The organism is Nonlabens sp. SCSIO 43208 (genome assembly GCF_050703575.1).
GTDB classification, from domain to species: Bacteria; Bacteroidota; Bacteroidia; order Flavobacteriales; family Flavobacteriaceae; genus Nonlabens; species Nonlabens tegetincola.
On the sequence record NZ_CP065365.1, the window covers coordinates 1941965 to 1963106 of the forward strand.

The 21142-nt window shown below is 34.8% G+C and carries 16 protein-coding genes and 2 tRNA genes; 9 read left to right on the forward strand and 9 right to left on the reverse strand.

Annotated features, from left to right (window positions below):
* Nucleotides 1-766: 766 nt before the first annotated feature.
* The 3 genes from I5168_RS08830 to I5168_RS08840 all read right to left on the reverse strand — a co-directional run bounded on the left by I5168_RS08830 (nt 767) and on the right by I5168_RS08840 (nt 3017).
* Nucleotides 767-2185, reverse strand: a complete 1419-nt coding sequence (locus I5168_RS08830; protein WP_431471535.1) for a M56 family metallopeptidase — start codon at nt 2183-2185, stop codon at nt 767-769.
* Nucleotides 2182-2547 carry a BlaI/MecI/CopY family transcriptional regulator gene (locus I5168_RS08835; RefSeq protein WP_431471536.1) on the reverse strand — a complete coding sequence of 122 codons (366 nt, stop codon included), beginning with the start codon at nt 2545-2547 and terminating at the stop codon, nt 2182-2184. Before I5168_RS08835 ends, I5168_RS08830 begins: the two co-directional genes overlap by 4 nt.
* A gap of 62 nt (nt 2548-2609) precedes the next feature.
* The gene (locus I5168_RS08840; protein WP_431471537.1) at nt 2610-3017 is read right to left on the reverse strand and encodes a DUF2452 domain-containing protein; all 408 of its coding nucleotides are present in this window, start codon (nt 3015-3017) and stop codon (nt 2610-2612) included.
* Between the two features lie 365 nt (nt 3018-3382).
* On the opposite strand from I5168_RS08840, the gene I5168_RS08845 reads away from it, so the two are divergent.
* Both I5168_RS08845 and I5168_RS08850 read left to right on the forward strand, forming a co-directional pair.
* Nucleotides 3383-3643: a hypothetical protein gene (locus tag I5168_RS08845; RefSeq protein ID WP_042279369.1), complete on the forward strand. Its 261-nt coding sequence runs from the start codon at nt 3383-3385 to the stop codon at nt 3641-3643.
* Nucleotides 3644-3674: 31 nt separating this feature from the next.
* On the forward strand, nt 3675-4508 hold the full coding sequence (locus I5168_RS08850) for a 1,4-dihydroxy-2-naphthoyl-CoA synthase (protein ID WP_105019189.1): 834 nt from the start codon (nt 3675-3677) through the stop codon (nt 4506-4508).
* Between the two features lie 8 nt (nt 4509-4516).
* Here I5168_RS08850 and I5168_RS08855 read toward each other — a convergent pair whose 3' ends face one another.
* Entirely contained in the window at nt 4517-5362 is an 846-nt protein-coding gene (locus I5168_RS08855; RefSeq protein ID WP_431472761.1) for a sugar nucleotide-binding protein, read from the reverse strand.
* Nucleotides 5341-6423 (reverse strand): glycine cleavage system aminomethyltransferase GcvT, encoded by a 1083-nt coding sequence (gene gcvT / locus I5168_RS08860; protein ID WP_042279364.1) that lies wholly within the window; start codon nt 6421-6423, stop codon nt 5341-5343. The genes I5168_RS08855 and gcvT overlap by 22 nt, the downstream gene beginning before the upstream one ends.
* A 127-nt stretch (nt 6424-6550) precedes the next feature.
* On the opposite strand from gcvT, the gene I5168_RS08865 reads away from it, so the two are divergent.
* Both I5168_RS08865 and hutH read left to right on the forward strand, forming a co-directional pair.
* On the forward strand, nt 6551-8086 hold the full coding sequence (locus I5168_RS08865; protein ID WP_431471538.1) for an NAD(P)H-hydrate dehydratase: 1536 nt from the start codon (nt 6551-6553) through the stop codon (nt 8084-8086).
* 43 nt (nt 8087-8129) lie between these two features.
* Entirely contained in the window at nt 8130-9620 is a 1491-nt protein-coding gene (gene hutH, locus I5168_RS08870) for a histidine ammonia-lyase (protein WP_431471539.1), read from the forward strand.
* On the opposite strand, the gene I5168_RS08875 is transcribed toward hutH, so the two are convergent.
* Entirely contained in the window at nt 9617-10063 is a 447-nt protein-coding gene (locus tag I5168_RS08875; RefSeq protein WP_431471540.1) for a hypothetical protein, read from the reverse strand. The two genes, hutH and I5168_RS08875, sit on opposite strands and share 4 nt — an antisense overlap.
* A gap of 158 nt (nt 10064-10221) precedes the next feature.
* Nucleotides 10222-12771, reverse strand: a complete 2550-nt coding sequence (locus I5168_RS08880; protein WP_431471541.1) for an ATP-dependent Clp protease ATP-binding subunit — start codon at nt 12769-12771, stop codon at nt 10222-10224.
* 319 nt (nt 12772-13090) lie between these two features.
* Here I5168_RS08880 and gyrA point away from each other — a divergent pair, with 319 nt between their 5' ends.
* Both gyrA and I5168_RS08890 read left to right on the forward strand, forming a co-directional pair.
* Entirely contained in the window at nt 13091-15601 is a 2511-nt protein-coding gene (gyrA, locus tag I5168_RS08885) for a DNA gyrase subunit A (protein WP_105019183.1), read from the forward strand.
* 13 nt (nt 15602-15614) lie between these two features.
* Nucleotides 15615-16787 (forward strand): tetratricopeptide repeat protein, encoded by a 1173-nt coding sequence (locus tag I5168_RS08890; RefSeq protein WP_431471542.1) that lies wholly within the window; start codon nt 15615-15617, stop codon nt 16785-16787.
* A gap of 83 nt (nt 16788-16870) precedes the next feature.
* On the opposite strand, the gene I5168_RS08895 is transcribed toward I5168_RS08890, so the two are convergent.
* A complete protein-coding gene (locus tag I5168_RS08895) occupies nt 16871-17623 on the reverse strand; it encodes a C40 family peptidase (protein ID WP_105019181.1) in 753 nt (250 codons plus the stop codon).
* A gap of 3 nt (nt 17624-17626) precedes the next feature.
* Nucleotides 17627-18802 (reverse strand): acetyl-CoA C-acyltransferase, encoded by a 1176-nt coding sequence (locus tag I5168_RS08900; RefSeq protein WP_431471543.1) that lies wholly within the window; start codon nt 18800-18802, stop codon nt 17627-17629.
* Nucleotides 18803-18921: 119 nt separating this feature from the next.
* Here I5168_RS08900 and I5168_RS08905 point away from each other — a divergent pair, with 119 nt between their 5' ends.
* From I5168_RS08905 to I5168_RS08915, 3 genes are all read left to right on the forward strand, one after another.
* Entirely contained in the window at nt 18922-20856 is a 1935-nt protein-coding gene (locus I5168_RS08905) for an HD family phosphohydrolase (protein WP_431471544.1), read from the forward strand.
* A gap of 86 nt (nt 20857-20942) precedes the next feature.
* Nucleotides 20943-21026: transfer RNA gene (locus tag I5168_RS08910), tRNA-Ser, on the forward strand.
* A 20-nt stretch (nt 21027-21046) separates the two neighbouring features.
* Nucleotides 21047-21121 (forward strand) — tRNA-Pro (locus I5168_RS08915).
* The last annotated feature ends 21 nt before the right edge of the window (nt 21122-21142 follow it).

The following is a 21142-nucleotide window of genomic DNA, read 5'->3' on the forward strand; positions in this document are numbered from 1 at the left end:
TAAAGGTGTACCGCCTTTTACGGTTCCAGTTATCAGCATAAGTAGGCAAATTGCTGATTCTGTTATTAGTTTGAGCTTGTGCGTTTAAAAAACTGTTCTGTGTATTTTTCATTTTTCTATTTATTTAATTATCAAACAAGATGCCATTTTCCTGCATCGTTAGATGAGTATTTCTGTGATTTCTTTACTGCCGTTATTTTCGGTTTTTGAGTGAGTAAATTGGATAAACGTTTCGTTAACTTCATAGCATTACTTTCATTTATAATAGTAGACGTATTTAATCTCTGTTTGTTACTATTATAAATGTTATTATCATGTTAAATAAAAAAAGCCTCTTAATAACTAAAGATTAAGAGGCTTTATCGGTTTTTTGGTTGTCGATTTTTATCGATAACGTCTTTTACGATTCCATTCATCAGAATAAGTTTTTGTGTTACTTATACGGTTATTGGTAGCTGCTCCAGCATTTAAGAAACTCGGATTTTTCATAGCATTTAGTTTTAAAAGGTTATAATCAGTTTGGGTTTTAAGACAGTGCCCATTCTTCAAATGTGAAAACACTTGGGTTTGATTCTTTTCTTTTTCTAGAAAGAAGAGGGAAGTCTGTCGTTAAATCAGTTAAGCGGTCTGTAATTCTCATGATCTTTTGTTTTGCGGTTACAATTACATGACGACCAATAAATTAATTTGTTACAGTACTGTGTAATGCAAAGTAGTAATTTAACAAAAAAACAGACGTAAAGCCTGCTTTTTTCGATGAATGTACCTATTTGTTCACTTCAAATATAATCGGGAGAGCATAAAAAACACCTACATCTTTACCTTTATGTTTACCGGGAACAAATTTGGGTAAAAGTTTAAGTACACGTTTTGCTTCATTTTCTAGTTCTGGTGTTTTTGCTCCTGTTTGAATAGACACTACTTGTCCATTAGCATTAATTTTAAACTGGGCTGTTATTTTATACCTTCCTTGAGCCAAGTTAAACCCTTTGTAATCAAAATTATCTGCTACATGTTTAGAAATAAACTCCTGCGTGCATATCTTTTTATCAATTTCATTATCACACGTATTTGGGTAGGGATGTTCGTCTACTACTGAGAAAGGAAGGGTTACATCTATAGTAGTATAGGAAGAAACTTCTGATATAGTTTCCTTCGGGTACATATCAGGGTGATTAATTTTTAACCATTCTAAAAATTTTTCATATTGTTCTTTTGAAATTTTAGTTTGACCTTCAATAGGGAATTCATCTAGTGCTTCTTTATCTTCATATGATAATTCTTCTTCTATTATAATTATTTCCTCTTCCTGCGGCTCAGTTACGCATGAGGTGTAGATTAAACTGCTCAAAGCGATGGGAATAATAAGGATGTAGTTAAAGATTTTAGTTTTCTGAGATAAAGGTTTATGTATCATTTTAATTCTATTTTTAAGATGTGAATGATTAAAGAAGGAGTTTGCAAAAGAAAGTTCCTTAGTATTAAATGTTTGGTTCAATAGCAGTTCTGTGTAATTCTCTTTATGAGAAGCACATGATTGATCAGCTATAAATTCGTGTATTAATTTGAGTTCCTTTTGCAGTAGATAGACCATCGGGTGGAACCATAGGATGATTTTTAATAAAACATAAAATCTAAGATCCAAATAATGTTTTTGTATAACATGAACACTTTCATGTTTAAAAATTATCTCAAAATCTTTGTTTTCAAGATCTGAATTCATATAAATATGACCATCTACAGAAAAAGCATTTTCTAATCTAGGTATTTGATATACTGGTATATTATTGATGAATTTTAAAGTACTAGCTTTTCTTATAACTGATATTTTTAGCCGTTGCAGAATAAAACAAGTTAAAGAGACCAGAGCACCTGCTACGTAAATTATTAACCACCAGTTCAAATCTATTTTATTGTTCACCTCTTCTGCTAAGGTTAAAGAATTTGTATCCATTAATGGATCATAATAAACGGGTTGATTAACAAGATCTTTTACCGCTGTTGTGTCAGGTAATATATCTATACCGAAGTCTATATGAATAAAAGGTAATGCTATAGAAAGAACAGGAACTAGCAGCAGCCAAATTCTATTCCATTGAAAAAATGTCTGTTTTCTCAACCAAATCCTATAAGAACCATATAATAATAGAGCAAGTACCGTGGAGTGAATAAGATACTGTATCATGATTTCTTATTTTTTTGAATTTCCTTTAGGACATCCTCTAGCTCACTAATGGTTAATTTTTCCTGCTCCATAAAAAAGGAAACCATACTTTTAAATGAGCCTTTAAAGTAGTTGTGTACCAGTTTACTAGCACTAGATTCTGTATAGGTAGTTTGAGATACAATAGGGAAGTAGATGTAACCACGACCTTGTTTGCGATGGTCCACAAATTCTTTGTTTTCAAGAATACGTATAATAGTAGAAACCGTATTGTACGCAGGTTTAGGTTCTGGCATAGTTTCTATAATTGCAGCTACATTGCTTTCTCCTAGTGACCAAAGGATTTTCATAATATCCTCTTCGGCAGGTGTGAGTGTTTTCATTTAACTAAAAGTTTAGTTCAAATATAAACTAATTATTTAGTTAAACTAATATTTTAGTTGAATTATTTAGAAATCAATTCCCACAATTTTTCAGAAGACAGCCTGAACGAGCCTACAAAATCCCAGTTACATTCATGTGGTGCTATAACCGAAAGAAAAGTATTTTGTTTTTTGTCACGATATAGGTGGTAGGTTTCTCCAACTATTGGTTCAAAAGAAAAACGTGCACCGTATACAAGTTGGTTTGCTTCAAATTTTGAAACCATGGCTTCATACTGTGCCTTTAATTGATCAAATTGTGACTTGAATTCGTGGTTAACCTTATTAATATTAGATTGTTTCCATGAAGTGATGTCGGGTGTAGTTATTTTAGGAGCTCCTACACCACTTGCATACGGAAGTAATGCAGCATTGTACTTTCCCGTTTCTTCATCATAAACTACACTATCCGGTTTTTTCTCCTTGCTCATGATACAAATTTACAAGCAATCAATATATTTTGTGTAAGATTAACAAGAATTTCTTAAACGAAAATCGAGATAGTTGCAGCTATCTCGATTGAAAACAAAATAAATTCCCCTACAAATTTATTTATGTCTAAATATACTAATTTTCATTGGTGTCGTCATCCCTCATTTTTTAAAGGTATCCTTTTAATTTCTGAATTGAGAACATGGTCGTCTCAATCCAGCTGTGTAAATAATTAATATGAGGAAATTTGTATAGCCGCTTTCGCGAAAGCGAACTACTCACATTTATTAATACTTATAATGAGGAATTGATTATTCAAGATGTAACTTTCTAGTCACCCATAATACCTATAACAAAACGATTTATGAAATTCATTGATTTTGCACCCAAAGCTGTATCTAAAACATTTTGGAAAGGTACAACCTATGAAACCTTGGACGATGTAATGCCTAGAGTGGAAGAGTGGTTGCGCAAAAATTATTCATTTGAAATAATTAATGTAGAAACTATAGTACAACAATTTCCTAGAGGCAAAGAGTTGAATTCTAAAGCAAGTTATCACTTAAACCTTCATAGTGGTATCACAATTTCAATGCAAATTATACGAGTTTGGTATAAAGACTAGTTTTATCTTTGCAGTCCTTAATACTACAATTATGAACTGGAAAACTGCAATCGAATTTGAAGATATTACTTACAAAAAGTCCAATGGTGTAGCTCGTATAGCGTTTAATAGACCAGAGGTGCGTAACGCTTTTAGACCTAAAACCGTAAGTGAACTTATAAAAGCATTTTATGACGCTCAAGAAGATCTTTCGATAGGTGTAGTTATATTAACTGGTGAAGGACCATCACCTAAAGACGGTGGTTGGGCGTTTTGTAGTGGTGGTGATCAACGAGCACGTGGAGTAGATGGTTATAAGGATGATGAAGGAACAGGTCGATTGAATATTCTTGAGGTACAACGTATGATACGTTTTATGCCAAAGGTGGTAATTTGTGCGGTACCTGGTTGGGCTGTAGGCGGCGGTCATAGTTTACATGTAGTTTGTGATATGACACTGGCCAGTAAAGAGCATGCTATTTTTAAACAAACAGATACCGATGTAGCAAGTGTAGACGCTGGTTATGGTAGTGCTTATCTAGCAAAAATGGTAGGTCAGAAAAAGGCTAGAGAAATATTCTTTTTAGGAAAAAATTATAGTGCTCAAGAGGCAATGGATATGGGTATGGTTAATGCTGTCGTACCACATGATGAACTGGAACAGACTGCATACGACTGGGCACAAGAAATTCTCAAGAAATCGCCTACAGCGATAAAAATGGCAAAATTTGCCATGAATGCTACCGATGATGGAATGGTAGGACAGCAAGTTTTTGCAGGCGAGATGACCCGATTAATTTATATGACTGATGAAGCTCGAGAAGGACGCGACGCATTTCTAGAAAAACGAGCACCTCAATGGGGTGATAATAAGTACATCCCTTAATAAAAACCTTAAGCAGGTTTTTCACAACTTTTTACTACGTCATCAATCGTAAATTGAAGATGTTTAGGTAATAAATTGTCCTTTGGTAGGACACTTAATTGCCTATCGTCATTTGAGTCAAATACGTGTTTGAGCAAAGGATTTTCAAAGCCTATTGTTATCGCAATGTCTTTAACCAATTCACTGTGATGTATAAGATCATTACTTCCTAAATGAAAAATACCTCGCCTTCTGCGATTTATGATGTAATGAATTTGTTGAGTAAGCTTTTGAATATAGGTAGCATTGATTACAACGTTTGAAAATACTTCAATGGCCTCTTTTTTCAATAATTGTCCTTTAATAGCCTTAAGTCTAGGACTGTTGTAACCGTAAATCATAGGAATACGGCAAATCACATACTTTTGTGGTGGTAATCTTAAAAGTGCGTTCTCTATTTTTATTTTGAATCGCCCATATATACTTTCCGAAAAAGTTTTGTCGTATTCGTAACTGGGAAAATTTGTGAATCTGTCAAAAACATTGGCACTTGATAAAAAAATGAGACGACAATTACTTTTGTTAACATAATTCATCAATTGTTTATGAAGGTACAATTGACTATTTACATTTCCTCTTACACAGCTTATAATAAATTCTGGATGTAGTGAGTGTAAAAGGGTGTCTACCTCTTCTTGCTCCATATCAAACCAATGAAAATGCTGGTTAGATTCATAACCAGCATTTTCAGTTTTATATGTTGCGTGTACATTATAAAATGGAGCAAGTTCTTTATAGAGAGCATTTCCTATAAAACCACTACCTCCTAAAATCAGTATTCTTGAAATAATTCTTATTTTTTGTAGAATGGTAATTTAACAACTGTTGCAGGTATTAACTTTTTACGAACCTGGATGTGTATTTTGCTACCAGGCGTTGCAAAAACTGGCGGTACGTAACCCATTCCTATTCCTTTGCCTAAGGATGGTGACATGGTACCGCTAGTAACCATTCCCAAATCTTGTTGGTTACTATCTTTGATTTCATAACCACCACGTGGTATTGCCCTTTCATCCATTTCAAAGCCTACCAATTTGCGATCTACTCCTTTTTCTTTATGCTCCAATAGCTGTTCGTGGTTTACAAACTCTTTGGTATATTTAGTAACCCAACCTAGTCCTGCTTCATAAGGAGATGTCATTTCACTGATATCATTGCCGTATAAACAATAGCCCATTTCTAACCTTAGAGTATCTCGAGCTGCTAGACCAATAGGTTTAATATTAAAACTAGCACCAGCTTCTAGTACCTTGTTCCATATTTGTTTTACTTCCTTATTCTTACAGTAGATCTCAAATCCACCAGATCCTGTGTAACCCGTTGCGCTTATGATCACATGATCGATTCCTGCAAAATCTCCTATTTCAAAATGATAAAATTTGATAGCGCTCAAATCAACGCTGGATAAGGCTTGCATTGCTTCAACAGCTTTGGGACCTTGTATGGCTAGTAACGAATAGTCTTCACTTAAATCACGCATGGTTGCTCCCATGGTGTTGTATTTTGAAATATGATCCCAATCTTTTTGAATGTTTGAGGCATTAACGACGAGCATATATGTTTCGTCTTTAATTCGGTATACAATCATATCATCTACAATACCACCTGTCTCATTAGGTAAATAAGCATATTGTGCACGACCAACAGTTAATTTAGAAGCATCGTTTGATGAAACTTTTTGCACCAATTCTAGTGCATTTGGACCTTCAATAAGAAATTCTCCCATATGGGATACGTCAAAAACTCCTACGTGATCTCTCACAGTTTGATGTTCTATATTAACACCTTCATATTGTACAGGCATATTATAACCTGCAAATGGTACCATTTTGGCTCCTAATTCTATATGTGTATTGGTAAGTGCGGTATTTTTCATAAATCCATTATTCTGTAGAACAAATGTAAGAAGTCAACACTGTAATCAATGGTACTTTTTAAAGAATATTAACCCTATTTAAAAGCTGTCACAAAAAGCTTATTTTGCAATTCTAAAATATAAGGTTTTGAAAATATTAAGCGGCGAGCAACTAGCTCAGGCAGATGCTTCTACAATACAAAAACAGCAAATTTCAAGTATTGATTTAATGGAGCGTGTTGCCACTCTTGTCTTTGAACGTTTACATCAACGACTTAATGGAGCTCCTGTTCCTATTAAAGTATTTTGCGGAATAGGTAATAATGGTGGTGATGGTCTAGCAATCGCAAGACATCTTATCCAGCATGGATATCATGTAACCACTTATGTTACCAACTGCAGTAAAAAGCGCAGTAAGGATTTCCTTGTAAACTATGATAGAATTAAGGAGGTTACAAAAGATTGGCCTATTCTATTAAGTTGTAAAGATGACTTTCCAGAAATTGGTCAACAAGACATCGTGATAGATGCGATTTTTGGTACAGGAATAAATAGGCCCATTGATGGTTGGATGGCAGAATTTGTTGAGCACATTAATAATTCAAGAGCCTTTAAAGTAGCTGTTGATATGCCTAGCGGCTTATTTGCAGATCAAGCGCAAAATGATGCGCCTGTTATTCGTGCCAATCATACTTTTACCTTTCAAACTCCTAAACTATCTTTTTTCCTACCTGAAACAGGAAATTTAGTAGGTACTTATGAAGTGATTAATATTGGACTAGATCCGGAATATATGATGCAGGTACAGCCACTTGCAAACCTTGTAGACAAGGATCTAGCCCAGCGCATGTATAAAAATCGCAACCCTTTTTCTCATAAAGGAGATTACGGTCATGTGCTTGTTATGGCTGGTAGCGAAGGCAAAATGGGAGCGGCAGTTCTTGCTTCTGGGGCAGCAATAAATGCAGGTGCTGGAAAAGTTACGGCTCTTATTCCAGAAGACGGTAATACTATATTACAATGCTCGGTTCCAGAGGTAATGAGCATTTTAAGTTCTGGCGAATCTCACATAACTAATTTTGATCACGAATTACAGAATTATGTTTTATGTGTAGGTCCTGGTCTGGGATTAAAAGATGATACTTTCTCCGCTTTCGCGAAAGCGATATCTAAACAAGCATCACCGGTGGTTATTGATGCCGATGGAATCAATTTATTGTCAAGAGATCTAGATCTTTTAAAGAAAATTCCAGAAAACTCTATTCTCACGCCGCATGATGGAGAACTTAAAGGTTTAATAGGAGAGTGGAAAGGGAGCTATGATAAATTATCAAAAGCTCAAAAATTCTCTATGGAACATAAAGTCATTTTAGTCCTTAAAGGAGCATTCACTTTTACCGTCACACCACAAGGTATGTTTGTTAATGATTCTGGCAATCCAGGTATGGCAACAGCAGGAAGTGGTGATGTATTAAGCGGCGTAATAGCGGCATTTCTTGCACAAAAGTATGATCCAATTACTGCCACATTGTTTGGTGTTTATCTGCATGGAGCTAGTGGTGATATAGCTGTTCAAACCTATGCACATGAAGGTCTTAAAGCTAGCATTATCAGCAATTTTATAGGACCAGCCATTCTTAACTTATTTAGACAACCACAGCAACAACCACCACAGCAGCAATAAATTATTTAATCAAAACTACAAAACTTAACATCTACCAAGACTTATGAAGCATACAATATCATCTGCTCATATTAATAAAAACAAACTATCCGAGATTGCTTTTCAGGTAACTGAATTAGAACTATCGGAAGATGCCAAGCAACGAATTTTAAAAGGTCGCAAGTACCTCGATGAAAAATATGGCGCCATAGAGGTGCCTACTGCATACGGTATCAATACTGGGTTTGGTTCCTTATGTGACACTCGCATTGAACTGCAAGATATCGAGAAGTTACAGAAAAACTTAATCATATCACATGCTTGTGGTGCCGGCAAGCCTGTTCCTAAGGAGATTATAAGGATCATGCTTTTTTGTAAAATACAAAGTCTATCGTACGGCCATAGTGGAGTAAGTATAGAAGTTGTTGAAAGGTTGATTTTTTTCTTTAATAATGATTTATTACCCGTTATTTATGAACAAGGTTCATTAGGAGCTAGTGGTGATCTAGCGCCACTCGCGCACATGGCTTTACCGTTGCTAGGTTTAGGGGAAATATATATTGACAATGAAGTGAGAGATGCGAGCGCTTTGAAAAACGATTATGGTGTGGAGCCTTTGAACTTAAAATCTAAAGAAGGTTTGGCCCTTATAAACGGTACTCAATTCATGCTTGCTTATGCTATTTATGGATTATTGAAGGCAGAACAGCTATGGAACTGGTCTCACATCACCGCTTCATTATCAATCGATGGGTTTAATTGTTCATTATCTCCATTTTTACCGCAAAGTCATCTAATTAGGCCACATGCTGGGCAATTAGAAAGCGCTCAATTATTACTAGACTTATTAAATGGAAGTGAGATAGCACAGGATGCTAAGGATAATGTACAAGATCCATATAGTTTTAGATGCGTACCGCAGGTACATGGTGCTAGCAAGGATACTTTAAACTTTGTTACTAAAACCATTGTTACAGAACTCAATTCAGTTACTGATAATCCTAATGTTTTTCCAGATTCAGATGAAGTGATTTCTGCTGGTAATTTCCATGGTCAACCACTTGCCTTAGCTTTGGATTATATGGCAATCGCTCTTAGTGAAATCGCAAACATAAGTGAGCGACGTACCTTCCAGTTAATGAGTGGTAAAAGAGGACTCTCTTCTTTTCTGGTGCACAACCCAGGCTTGAATAGTGGGATGATGATTATGCAGTATACTGCAGCCAGTATTGTAAGTAAAAATAAATCTCTAGCTAATCCTAGTTCTACTGATAGTATAGTATCCTCAAATGGGCAGGAAGATCATGTGAGCATGGGAGCAAATGCAGCAGTTAAATTATATGAACTTTTAGATAATTGTCAAACTGTTTTGGGAATCGAACTTATCGCTGGAGCAGAATCTCTTTCTTTTAGAAAAAAACAAACCTCTCCATTTCTGAAGAGGATAGTTAATTCTTTACGTGATTATGTGTCTCAACTCGATGAGGATCGTATCATGTATAGCGATATAAAAGCTGCTAGAATATTTCTTGAAGAAACTAAAATTGATTTTTAAACCAATTGATATTTGAGCTCTTTATTTCTTATAGAGTTTTCAATTTGTTTATTGGTCCATATAAGTGCATCCTCTGGGCTAATGAATGATTTAAGCTTTCCTGGCTTAAAAAACTTTGCTTCTAGAGCGATGCTACTCATTCCATAAATTCTATTTTCAACTATTGCCACAATGCATAGATTGTCAAACTTTTTATTTTCTAAATGTATCATTGGGTCTACAGAATAGTTGTTCTCTCTTACACTTATATAACCTATAGGATGATGAACCCCATAATGATAAACGATATTATTTCTTAAAGTCTCGTTCAATATTTTATTAAAATGAACTCCTTCGTTGATTGTTCCAATTACAAGATCTGGGTAAAACTCAAAGCGGCCAAAATCTAAATCTACTGTTTTCATATTCCCTATTTTTAATTGATGGAGTAAAAGTATTTTCATACCTAATCATTATGAATTTTGGAAAATTATTTAGCTTACTTTTCGACTAAAAACATGTTTTTAGGATTTGAAGTTATTTGTTTTTAACAATTGTGCAATAAATAAAAAAAGGCCACTCTAAAAAAGAGTAGCCTTTTATAGCATATATTAAAAATAACTTATTCCGTCGTACTTGCTTTTTCAATATTAATGACAAGTTCATTGGTTTTTTCATCCAAGTCCATAGATATTGAATCTCCTTCTTGAAGTTGATTATTAACAATTTCCTCTGCAAGAGTATCTTCAATATGTTTTTGAATAGCTCTTTTCAAAGGCCTAGCACCGTACTGTTTGTCAAAACCTTTATCGGCAATATAATCCTTTGCTTTCTCGCTTAGTTTTAATTCGTATCCTAAATCTTTGATACGTGCTAGTAATTTTTCTAGCTCGATATCAATAATTTTATGAATATCCTCTCTTTCTAAAGCGTTAAACACAATTACATCGTCAATTCTGTTTAAAAATTCAGGAGCAAATGTCTTTTTAAGGGCAGCTTGAATAACACTACGCGCATTCTCATCTGCAGCGCTCTTACGAGCTGCTGTACCAAATCCTACACCTGATCCAAAATCTTTAAGTTGTCTAGCACCTACATTACTTGTCATAATTATGATGGTGTTTCTAAAATCGATTTTGCGTCCTAAACTATCGGTAATGTAACCGTCGTCAAGAACTTGCAATAACATATTAAAGACATCTGGGTGAGCTTTTTCAATTTCATCCAATAGAACCACGCTATATGGTTTTCTGCGTACTTTTTCAGTGAGCTGTCCACCTTCTTCATAACCTACATATCCTGGAGGCGCACCTATAAGCCTGCTTATAGCAAATTTCTCCATGTATTCACTCATATCAATTCTGATTAATGAGTTTTCAGAATCAAATAGCTCTTTGGACAAAACTTTAGCAAGTTGTGTTTTACCTACACCAGTTTGCCCTAGGAATATAAAAGATCCAATTGGTTTATTAGGATCTTTTAAACCAGCTCGATTACGTTGAATAGCTTTTACTACCTGTTTTACAGCCTTTTCTTGCCCAATTACTGAACTACCTATAGTCTCATTTAGGTTACTCAATTTCTTCATTTCTTGGGTAGCTATTCTGTTAACAGGAATACCTGTCATCATGCTTACAACTTCAGCCACGTTTTCTTCGGTAACTGTATCCTTATGATTTTTAGAAGCTTCTTCCCAGGCATCTTGAGCATCTTTAAGCTGTTGTTCTAGCTTTTTCTCATCGTCTCTTAATCGGGCAGCTTGCTCATACTTTTGTTTTTTAACAACATTAGTCTTCTCCTCGCGTACTTCTTCCAGCTTTTGTTCTATTTCGACAATTTGGTCTGGAACTTCGATATTTGTGATATGAATTCTTGAGCCTGCTTCATCTAAAGCGTCTATAGCCTTGTCTGGAAGAAACCTATCGGTCATATATCTATTGGTTAACGTTACACACGCTTCAATAGCCTCAGGCGTATACTCTACATTATGATGATCTTCATATTTCTCTTTAATATTGTTAAGAATAGCTATAGTTTCCTCAACGCTAGTTGGTTCTACCATTACTTTTTGAAAACGTCGTTCAAGAGCGCCATCCTTTTCAATACTATTACGATATTCATCAAGAGTTGTTGCACCTATACATTGTATCTCACCACGTGCTAGCGCTGGTTTGAACATGTTTGAAGCATCTAATGACCCAGCAGCACCACCAGCACCGACGATGGTGTGAATTTCATCAATGAATAATATAATATCATCATTTTTTTCAAGCTCATTCATCACCGCTTTCATACGTTCTTCAAATTGACCTCTGTACTTCGTACCAGCAACTAGACTAGCAAGATCAAGAGTTATCACTCTTTTATCATATAAAATACGTGAAACTTTACGTTGAACGATTCTTAGGGCTAGACCTTCGGCTATTGCACTTTTACCAACTCCAGGTTCACCTATTAATAAAGGATTGTTCTTTTTACGTCTACTCAAAATTTGAGATACACGTTGTATTTCTTCCGTACGACCTACAACAGGATCAAGTTTGTCGTCTTCTGCTAGTTTGGTTAAATCACGTCCAAAATTATCTAGAACAGGTGTCTTACTTTTCTTGCTCCCTTTTTTATCGGCATTTCCTGAGAATAGGTTTTCTCCATCATCCTTACCTGCTTCATTAGAATCATCATCGCTAAAACTTTGTGCGAGTGGTTCATCAGTGTAATTATCATCTTCAGACAATAAGGTTTTAAACTCCTCTTTTACACCATCGTAATCTACTTGCATTTTGTTGAGCAATTTAGTCGTAGGATCGTTTTCATTGCGTAAAATGCACAATAGTAAGTGTGCAGTATTAATAGAGGAACTTTGAAACAGCTTTGCTTCTAAAAAGGTTGTTTTAAGTGCTCTTTCTGCCTGTCTAGTGAGGTGCAAATTCTTTTTTTCATTTGCTTTCAATTCCGAACTAGGATTTGCCGGACTCAATATTTCTACTTTTCTACGTAGTAAATCTAAATCGACACTTAAACTTCCTAAAATTTGAATGGCCTTTCCATCTCCATCTCTCAAAAGACCTAACATAAGATGTTCAGTGCCTATAAAATCGTGACCTAACCTTAACGCCTCTTCTTTGCTATAGGCTATCACGTCTTTGACTCTCGGTGAAAAATTATCATCCATATAACTTGCTTCTTTGGCTAAATTTAATGAATTAAATTGTTCAAAAGCCGTACCGTTTTATAAATTACGGTTAATATAAAGTTTAAGTGGTTGGGTTCGCTTTCGCGAAAGCGTAATAAAACACCTGATTTGAAACTGTTTAAACGCAAGTAGTCCAACTTTAAAACATGATTTTAGGCATCGTTAATCAAAGTTAAAACTTATAAACAGGATTTCTTAAAATGTGTTAATAAAAAACAGGATAAAGTAGGCCTAAACCCTTATAAATACTAGCTGTTTGCTTATCTTGCTTGTTCATAATTTAAAACACTGATAATTCATGGCAGATGGAGAAAAGTTGATCCCGATTAATATCGAGGATGAAATGAAGTCAGCATACATCGATTACTCGATGTCGGTCATAGTGTCACGTGCACTGCCAGATGTGCGCGATGGGCTAAAACCAGTTCACCGTAGGGTTCTTTATGGAATGTACGAGCTAGGTGTACTATCTAATAGAGCTTACAAAAAAAGTGCAAGAATTGTAGGAGAGGTACTTGGAAAGTACCATCCTCATGGAGATACATCGGTATACGATACAATGGTACGTATGGCGCAAGAATGGTCATTGAGGTATATGATGGTTGATGGTCAGGGTAACTTTGGTAGTGTAGATGGAGATCCACCTGCAGCCATGCGTTATACTGAAGCCAGAATGCGTAAAATAAGTGAGGAAATGCTCGCTGATATCGATAAGGAAACTGTAGATACTCAACTTAATTTTGATGATACGTTAAGCGAGCCTACTGTTCTTCCTACAAAAATACCTAACCTGCTCGTAAATGGAGCTAGCGGTATTGCAGTAGGTATGGCTACTAATATGCCTCCTCATAACTTATCTGAAGTGGTAGATGGTACAATCGCCTACATTGAAGATAACGACATAACAGTGGATGAACTCATAAACCATGTAAAAGCACCAGATTTTCCAACCGGTGGAATTATTTACGGTTATGATGGAGTAAAAGAGGCCATGCATACTGGGCGTGGTCGCGTTAAAATAAGAGGTAGAGCACGTATTGAAGAGGTAAAAGGACGTGAATGTATTATCGTTGATGAGCTGCCATATCAGGTAAATAAAGCTGATATGATTAAGAAAACAGCCGATCTTATCAACGAGAAAAAACTTGAAGGAATCTCATCCATAAGAGATGAATCCGACCGTAAAGGTATGCGTATCGTATATGTTCTTAAAAGGGATGCTATACCTAATATCGTAATTAATAAATTGTATAAGCATACTGCTTTACAATCAAGTTTTAGTGTGAATAACATTGCTCTTGTAAACGGTAGACCGCAATTACTTAACGTTAAAGAGATGATCCACTATTTTGTGGAGCACAGACATGAGGTAGTAACTCGTAGAACAACGTTTGAATTGCGTAAAGCTGAAGAACGTGCACATATCCTTGAAGGATTAATTATTGCTAGTGATAATATCGATGAGGTTATTGCACTTATACGTTCTAGTAAAAATGGAGAAGAAGCGCGAGAAAAGCTAATTAAACGTTTTGAACTTTCTGAAATTCAAGCTAGAGCTATCGTTGAAATGCGATTGAGACAGCTTACAGGACTAGAACAAGATAAATTACGATCAGAGTATAACGACCTTTTAGAAACCATCGCAGACCTTAAAGATATTCTTGCTAAAAAAGAGCGTAGAATGGCTATTATTAAGGAAGAACTTCTCGAGGTTAAAGAGAAATTTGGTGATGAGCGCCGATCAAAAATCGAGTATGCTGGTGGTGATTTGAGTATCGAAGATATGATACCAGATGAGCAAGTTGTAATCACAATTTCACATGCAGGTTACATTAAGCGTACTAGTTTGAATGAATATAAAATTCAGAATAGAGGTGGAGTAGGACAGAAGGCAAGTACAACGCGTGATGCAGATTTCCTGGAAGATATTTTTATAGGAACAAATCATCAATACATGCTTTTCTTTACTGAAAAAGGTAAGTGTTTCTGGATGAGAGTCTATGAAATACCAGAAGGTAGTCGTACTTCCAAAGGTAGAGCTATACAGAATCTAATTAATATTGAGCAAGACGATAAGGTTAAGGCAGTAATTTGTACTCAAGATCTTAAAGACGAAGACTATATTAATAGTCATTATGTGATAATGGCTACTAAAAAAGGTCAGGTTAAGAAAACTTCTTTAGAACAGTACTCAAGACCTCGTTCAAATGGTATTAATGCAATTACTATTAAGGATGGGGATACCTTGTTAGAAGCAAAACTAACGACTGGAGATAGCCATGTAATGTTAGGATTGAAGAGCGGTAAAGCAATTCGATTTGATGAATCAAAAACTAGGCCTATGGGTCGTAGTGCGAGTGGAGTTAGAGGAATAAGACTTGCGCACGACGATGATGAGGTTATAGGAATGGTATCTGTAAATGATATGGATTCTAATATTCTTGTCGTTTCTGAAAAAGGATACGGTAAAAGGTCAAGCCTAGAAGATTATCGAGAAACTAATCGTGGAGGAAAAGGTGTAAAAACAATCTCTGTTACTGAAAAAACAGGAAGTTTAGTGGCTCTTAAAAATGTAACTGACTCTGATGATTTAATGATTATCAATAAGTCTGGTGTTGCGATTAGAATCAATGTCTCTGACCTAAGAGTTATGGGAAGAGCAACACAAGGAGTAAGGCTTATAAACTTAAAAGGTAACGATTCGATTGCTGCAGTTGCAAAAGTTGTTAAAGATGAAAACGACGACGATAGCCTTGAGGCAACGGAAAACGATGGCACAACTGTTGTTACCGATGATAGCGAAGAATAACAAAAATTTTAAAATGAAAAAAATAGTAACTATTATGTTTCTTTTTTGTGCAGTAATTGCCACTGCACAAAAGAAACAATTCAAAAAAATAGCAAAGGCAGTAGATAGAAATGACATCGCAACTGCAATGGAAATTTTCAATACTCTAAATGAAAATGAAATAGAAGCTGATTATAAGGATGAATATGCATTTTACAATGCATTCACTCTTTTTACAAATGCAACTGAAGATGTTGATCAGCTTTTATTAGCTATGGATGAATTGAAAAAAGCTGAAGAGTTAGGGTTTGATGATGAGGTTAAATTTAGTTTTGTTGAAAGTTTAGGAAGACAATTGCTAGTTAAAAATGCAAGTAAATTAGCAAATTCAAATCCGCAAAAAGCTCTTTCAATAGTTAAAAAACTAGCTTCCTTTTATCCAGATGATCATTCAATGAAATTTAATGCTGCTAATTTAGCGTACTCCACTGGAGAATTTGATGAGGCTTTATTTTACTATGAAGAATTGTTTAATAATGGTTTCTCAGGAGAGCAAGATATTTTTAAAGCTACTAGGGTAAAGGATGGGAAAGAGGAGATATTTCCTAATAAAGTCTTAGTAGAAGCTGCTATTGCTAAGGGAGAATACAAAAATTTAATAGTTGAGAAATCACCTTCTAATAGAGGAGTAATAGTTAGTAATTTAATCTGGCTTTACAAAAACTCTGGTCAAGATGCCAAAGCAAAAGAGGTTTTTGTAAATGCGTTTGATAGATATCCAAATGATGAATCTTTGAAAATAAACAAGGCAGATATGTATTTAACCTTGGGTATGATGGATGAATATAAAAAAGCTACTGAGGCGCTTGTAGATGAAGTTTCGGACCCAAAAGTTTTTGATAATCTTGGATTAGCCGCCGTTCAAAATAAAAATTATGATGAAGCTATTAAATATTTTAATTTAAGTTTATCTAAGAACCCTGATAATTTTGTTACCTTATATAATTTAGGCGCTATATATTTAGAAAAAGGAAACTTGGATTCTACTTCGTATGATGATCAAGAAAAGTTATACAAAAGAGCAATCGATGTTTTTGAAAAAGCTTTAAAAATCAAGCCGGAAAACGCAAACGTAAAAGGTACTTTATTAAGCTTATACGGAGCACTTGAAATGCAAGATAAAATCGATGCTCTTCAAGGAAAATAAAAAGTTTAAATTTCACGCTTTCGCGAAAGCTTAAAATAAAGATTATTAAAAAAGCCTCTCAATATTATGAGAGGCTTTTTTAATTAGATAATTTTTTTGATTACCCTTAACTTGTGAGTATGCGAATTACTTTCTACATTGAAAATACCACTTTGATCTAAGCGATCTATTCTTATCTTGCCGTGGGCATGGATAATGTAATTATCTTGCATAACGACTCCTACATGAGTGATTAAGCCTTCTTTATTATCAAAAAAGGCCAAATCACCTGGTTCTGATTCCTCTATAAAGCTTAAAGCTTCGCCAATATTTGCTTGCTGTGAAGCGTCTCTAGGAATGGAATGCCCGTTCAATCTATACACTAATTGTGTAAATCCGCTGCAATCGATACCCAATGGATTACGTCCACCCCATAAATATGATGTATTTAAAAAGAGTAAAGAGTTTTCGACTATTTTAGATTTTTCAATTTCTGCAAAATCACGATATTCTCCATTAAACGTGTCTCCTAAAAAAGCAGAAGAGCTTATTTGCGCACCAATACATATTGTAGATAACGATCCATCTTCATGTGTTACATGAGAAATTAAATCAGTACAATATGATTTGGGAAGTTGATGAATGCTATGATAGTCTTCTGACTCAATTTCCCTCAATTGTTTATTATCTATCCAACCTTCATATTTATCATGTGAAAGTCGTATCCTAGACCAACTTTTTCTTGGTTCGATAATTTTGAATATTTCCCCATATAGTACCTGAGATACTAGCTCACTTTTGTCACTAGCTTCAGCTCTTAACGGAGCAATTGAAATTGGGCAAATACCGTATCTCATGTATTATAACATTTCTATAACCATAGCGCTTGCACCACCGCCGCCGTTGCAAATAGCAGCAGCTCCTAATTTTCCGCTTTCTTGTTTAAGCACACTTAATAATGTAGTTACTATACGAGCACCGCTACAGCCTAATGGATGCCCTAGTGAAACCGCACCACCATACACATTAACGTTCTTATCATTAAGTCCCAATAGCTTCATATTTGCTAATCCAACAACTGAAAAAGCCTCATTGAATTCAAAATAATCTATTTCATCTTGAGAAACACCTGCTTTACTTAAAGCTTTGGGTAAAGCTTTTGCAGGAGCAACTGTAAAATGCTCAGGACTCAGTGCTGCATCTGCATATCCTTTTACGTAAGCAATTGGACTAAGACCTAATTCTTTAGCTTTATCTTCACTCATCAAAAGTAACGCGGCAGCACCATCGTTGATCGTAGAGGCGTTTGCCGCTGTCACAGTACCATCCTTAGTAAATGCAGGGCGTAATGAAGGTATTTTATCCATTTTAACATTAGAGTATTCCTCATCTCTATCAACTACCAAATCATCACCACGGCGCTGTGGGACATGAACTGGAACTACTTCATTACTAAATTTTCCATTTGACCAAGCTTCACTAGATCTGTTATAAGATTGAATTGCAAATTTATCTTGATCTTCTCTTGTAAAACTATGGTCTATAGCACACTGGTCAGCACATACTCCCATAGCATTTTTATCATAGGCATCAATTAATCCATCTCGCTGCATTCCATCGACTAGAGTGCTAGGGCCAAACTTTGTAGCATTGCGTAAGTGTGTATAATGTGGTATTTGACTCATGTTTTCCATTCCACCTGCAATGACAATATCAGCGTCTCCACAAGCTATTGATTGTGCTGCCATCATTATAGATTTCATTCCACTCGCACAAACTTTATTTACAGTAGTACAAGGAGTGTTTTTTGATATACCTGCTCCTAGTGCTGCTTGTCTAGCAGGTGCTTGACCCGTATTTGCTTGAACAACGTGACCCATAAAAACTTCTTGAACGAGGTTTGGATCAATCCCAGATTTATCTATTGCTCCTTTGATTGCTATGCTACCTAATTGTGTTGCAGGGATGGTTGATAACTTTCCCATAAAGCTACCAATAGGTGTTCTTGCGTAGGATACAATTACTACTTTATTCATGATGTTTATCTTTACCTGCGAAAATACATAAAAACACTGCTTTTTAAAATTGTAAAGTGGTTAATTCAACCTTAAAGTAAAGGATGTCGTTTATAAAAAAATATTTTAAAATTGAACATTTGGCTTTATTTGTCATTTTGTTTCTGTCTACGGTTTTAATTGTTCTATTAACTCCGGAAAGTAATAGATTTTCATTGCGATATCAAAACGGTGAACCTTGGTCACAGGATGTTTTATACGCGCCATTTGATTTCCCTGTTTACAAAACGAATGAGGAATTAATTTCAGAAAAAAAACAAGCAATAGAAAGTCAATTTCCGATATATACTTTTAAGAAAGTATCACTTGAAAATAAAAATCTTATTCTTGCGAATAGTGAAAAAGTTATTAGTGAAAATCTGAATAATGATATAAATGAAATAATACTTAACTCTTACGAAACAGGTGTTATTTCTGATACCTTGATCAATCGAACTATCATATTAGTTAAGAATGGTGAGGAAAGTATTATTAATACGGATAAACTTATTAGAAGAACTGAACTAAAAAAGAAAATAAGAAATTTACTTCCTGATTCATTATTTAATGTTTTTAATGTCCCTGAAGAAAATATTTTCTTTGATAAGGAAGAAACGAATAAGAGGATTAATACTGCTATTTCAGATATTTTACCTATTGACTATTGGGTGAAACAAAATAGTAGAATAATAGCTAAAGGTGAAATAGTTCAAGGTGAAAAGTTGAAAGTGCTAGATTCCTTAAATCGAAATTATGTAAAGAATTCAGACGTCAAAGATCGACTGATTAGTAAAATTAGTAAAGGAGCAATACTTTATGTTCTATTACTAGCGTTTTATCTGTATATCAAAAAATTTAATGGAGCACTTTTATTGATTAATAAGAATATTATTTTCATTTTATTCAATACATTATTGTTCATTTGTTTAGGAATATTTTTCTCGTATAGTTATCCTGATTATATATTAATTGTACCTTTTGTAATTTATTCTTTGATTCTTCAATCATTTTTTTCTACAAGATTGGCTTTATTTTGTAGTGTCTTAGTAACACTTGTCATAAGCCTTAATGTTTTAAATCCCCTTATTTTTATAACACAACAAATATTGATTTCAATTGTAGCCTTAACCTCAAATGCAAAAATTTATAATCGAGCTAATTTATTTGTAGTAGTTGTTAAAATTCTAATTGTATCTACAATTATTTGGATTTCATTTTCATTATTTAGTGATGCGGATTTCACTATTAAATGGGAAAAATTAGGGCAGATAGTAATCAGTAGTATTCTCGTCCTAATGATTTATCCTCTCATATATGCTTATGAAAAAGTTTTTAATATGACGAGTGATATTTCATTACTTGAATTAGGAGATACCAATGCTCCATTGTTAAAAAGATTATCCAACGAAGCGCCAGGAACCTTTCATCATTCTTTGAATGTAGCTAATATAGCAGAATATCTTGCAAGTGAAATCGGAGCAAATTCGATGTTGGTTAGAGTCGGTGCTTTATATCACGATATAGGAAAAATTAGCAATCCGACTCTTTTCATCGAAAATCAAACTAATGGAATTAATCCTCATGATGATCTAGCACCCAAAGAAAGTGCAAGGATAATAATAAACCATATATTACTAGGAGTAGAGTTAGCTAAGGAGTACAATATTCCTGATAGAATAATTGACTTTATAAGAACCCATCATGGAGATTCTCTTGTCAAATATTTTTATCATAAAAACAAAGAGCTCGATCCAAACACAGTCAAAGAGAATTTTAGCTATCCGGGTCCTAAACCATTCAGTAAAGAAACAGCATTATTAATGATAAGTGATAGTATAGAAGCAGCTTCAAAGAGTGTACAACAACCGACTGCACAAAAATTTGATAGACTAGTGGAAACTGTTATAGATGGACATTTAAATAGTGGTCAGTTTGATAATTCTGATTTAACTTTAAAAGAAATTAAAAAGGTCAAACTATTGATAAAAAAGAAGTTAAACAGTATTTATCATGTTAGAATTGAATATCCCGAATAAAAAACGTAAAAATGTTTTGTGAAAACTAATTCTTTGCCGTAGATTTGCAACCGCTTTGAGAAATTGAAGTAAGTTCTTAAATTTTTGGAGAGGTGCCAGAGTGGTAATGGAGCAGATTGCTAATCTGTCAACGCGCAAGCGTTGCCCGGGTTCGAGTCCCGGTCTCTCCGCAGCATTCTCCAATGTTTTTCGGGGTGTAGCGTAGCCCGGTCATCGCGCCTGCTTTGGGAGCAGGAGGTCGCAGGTTCGAATCCTGCCACCCCGACTTAAAGCCTTATCATTATTT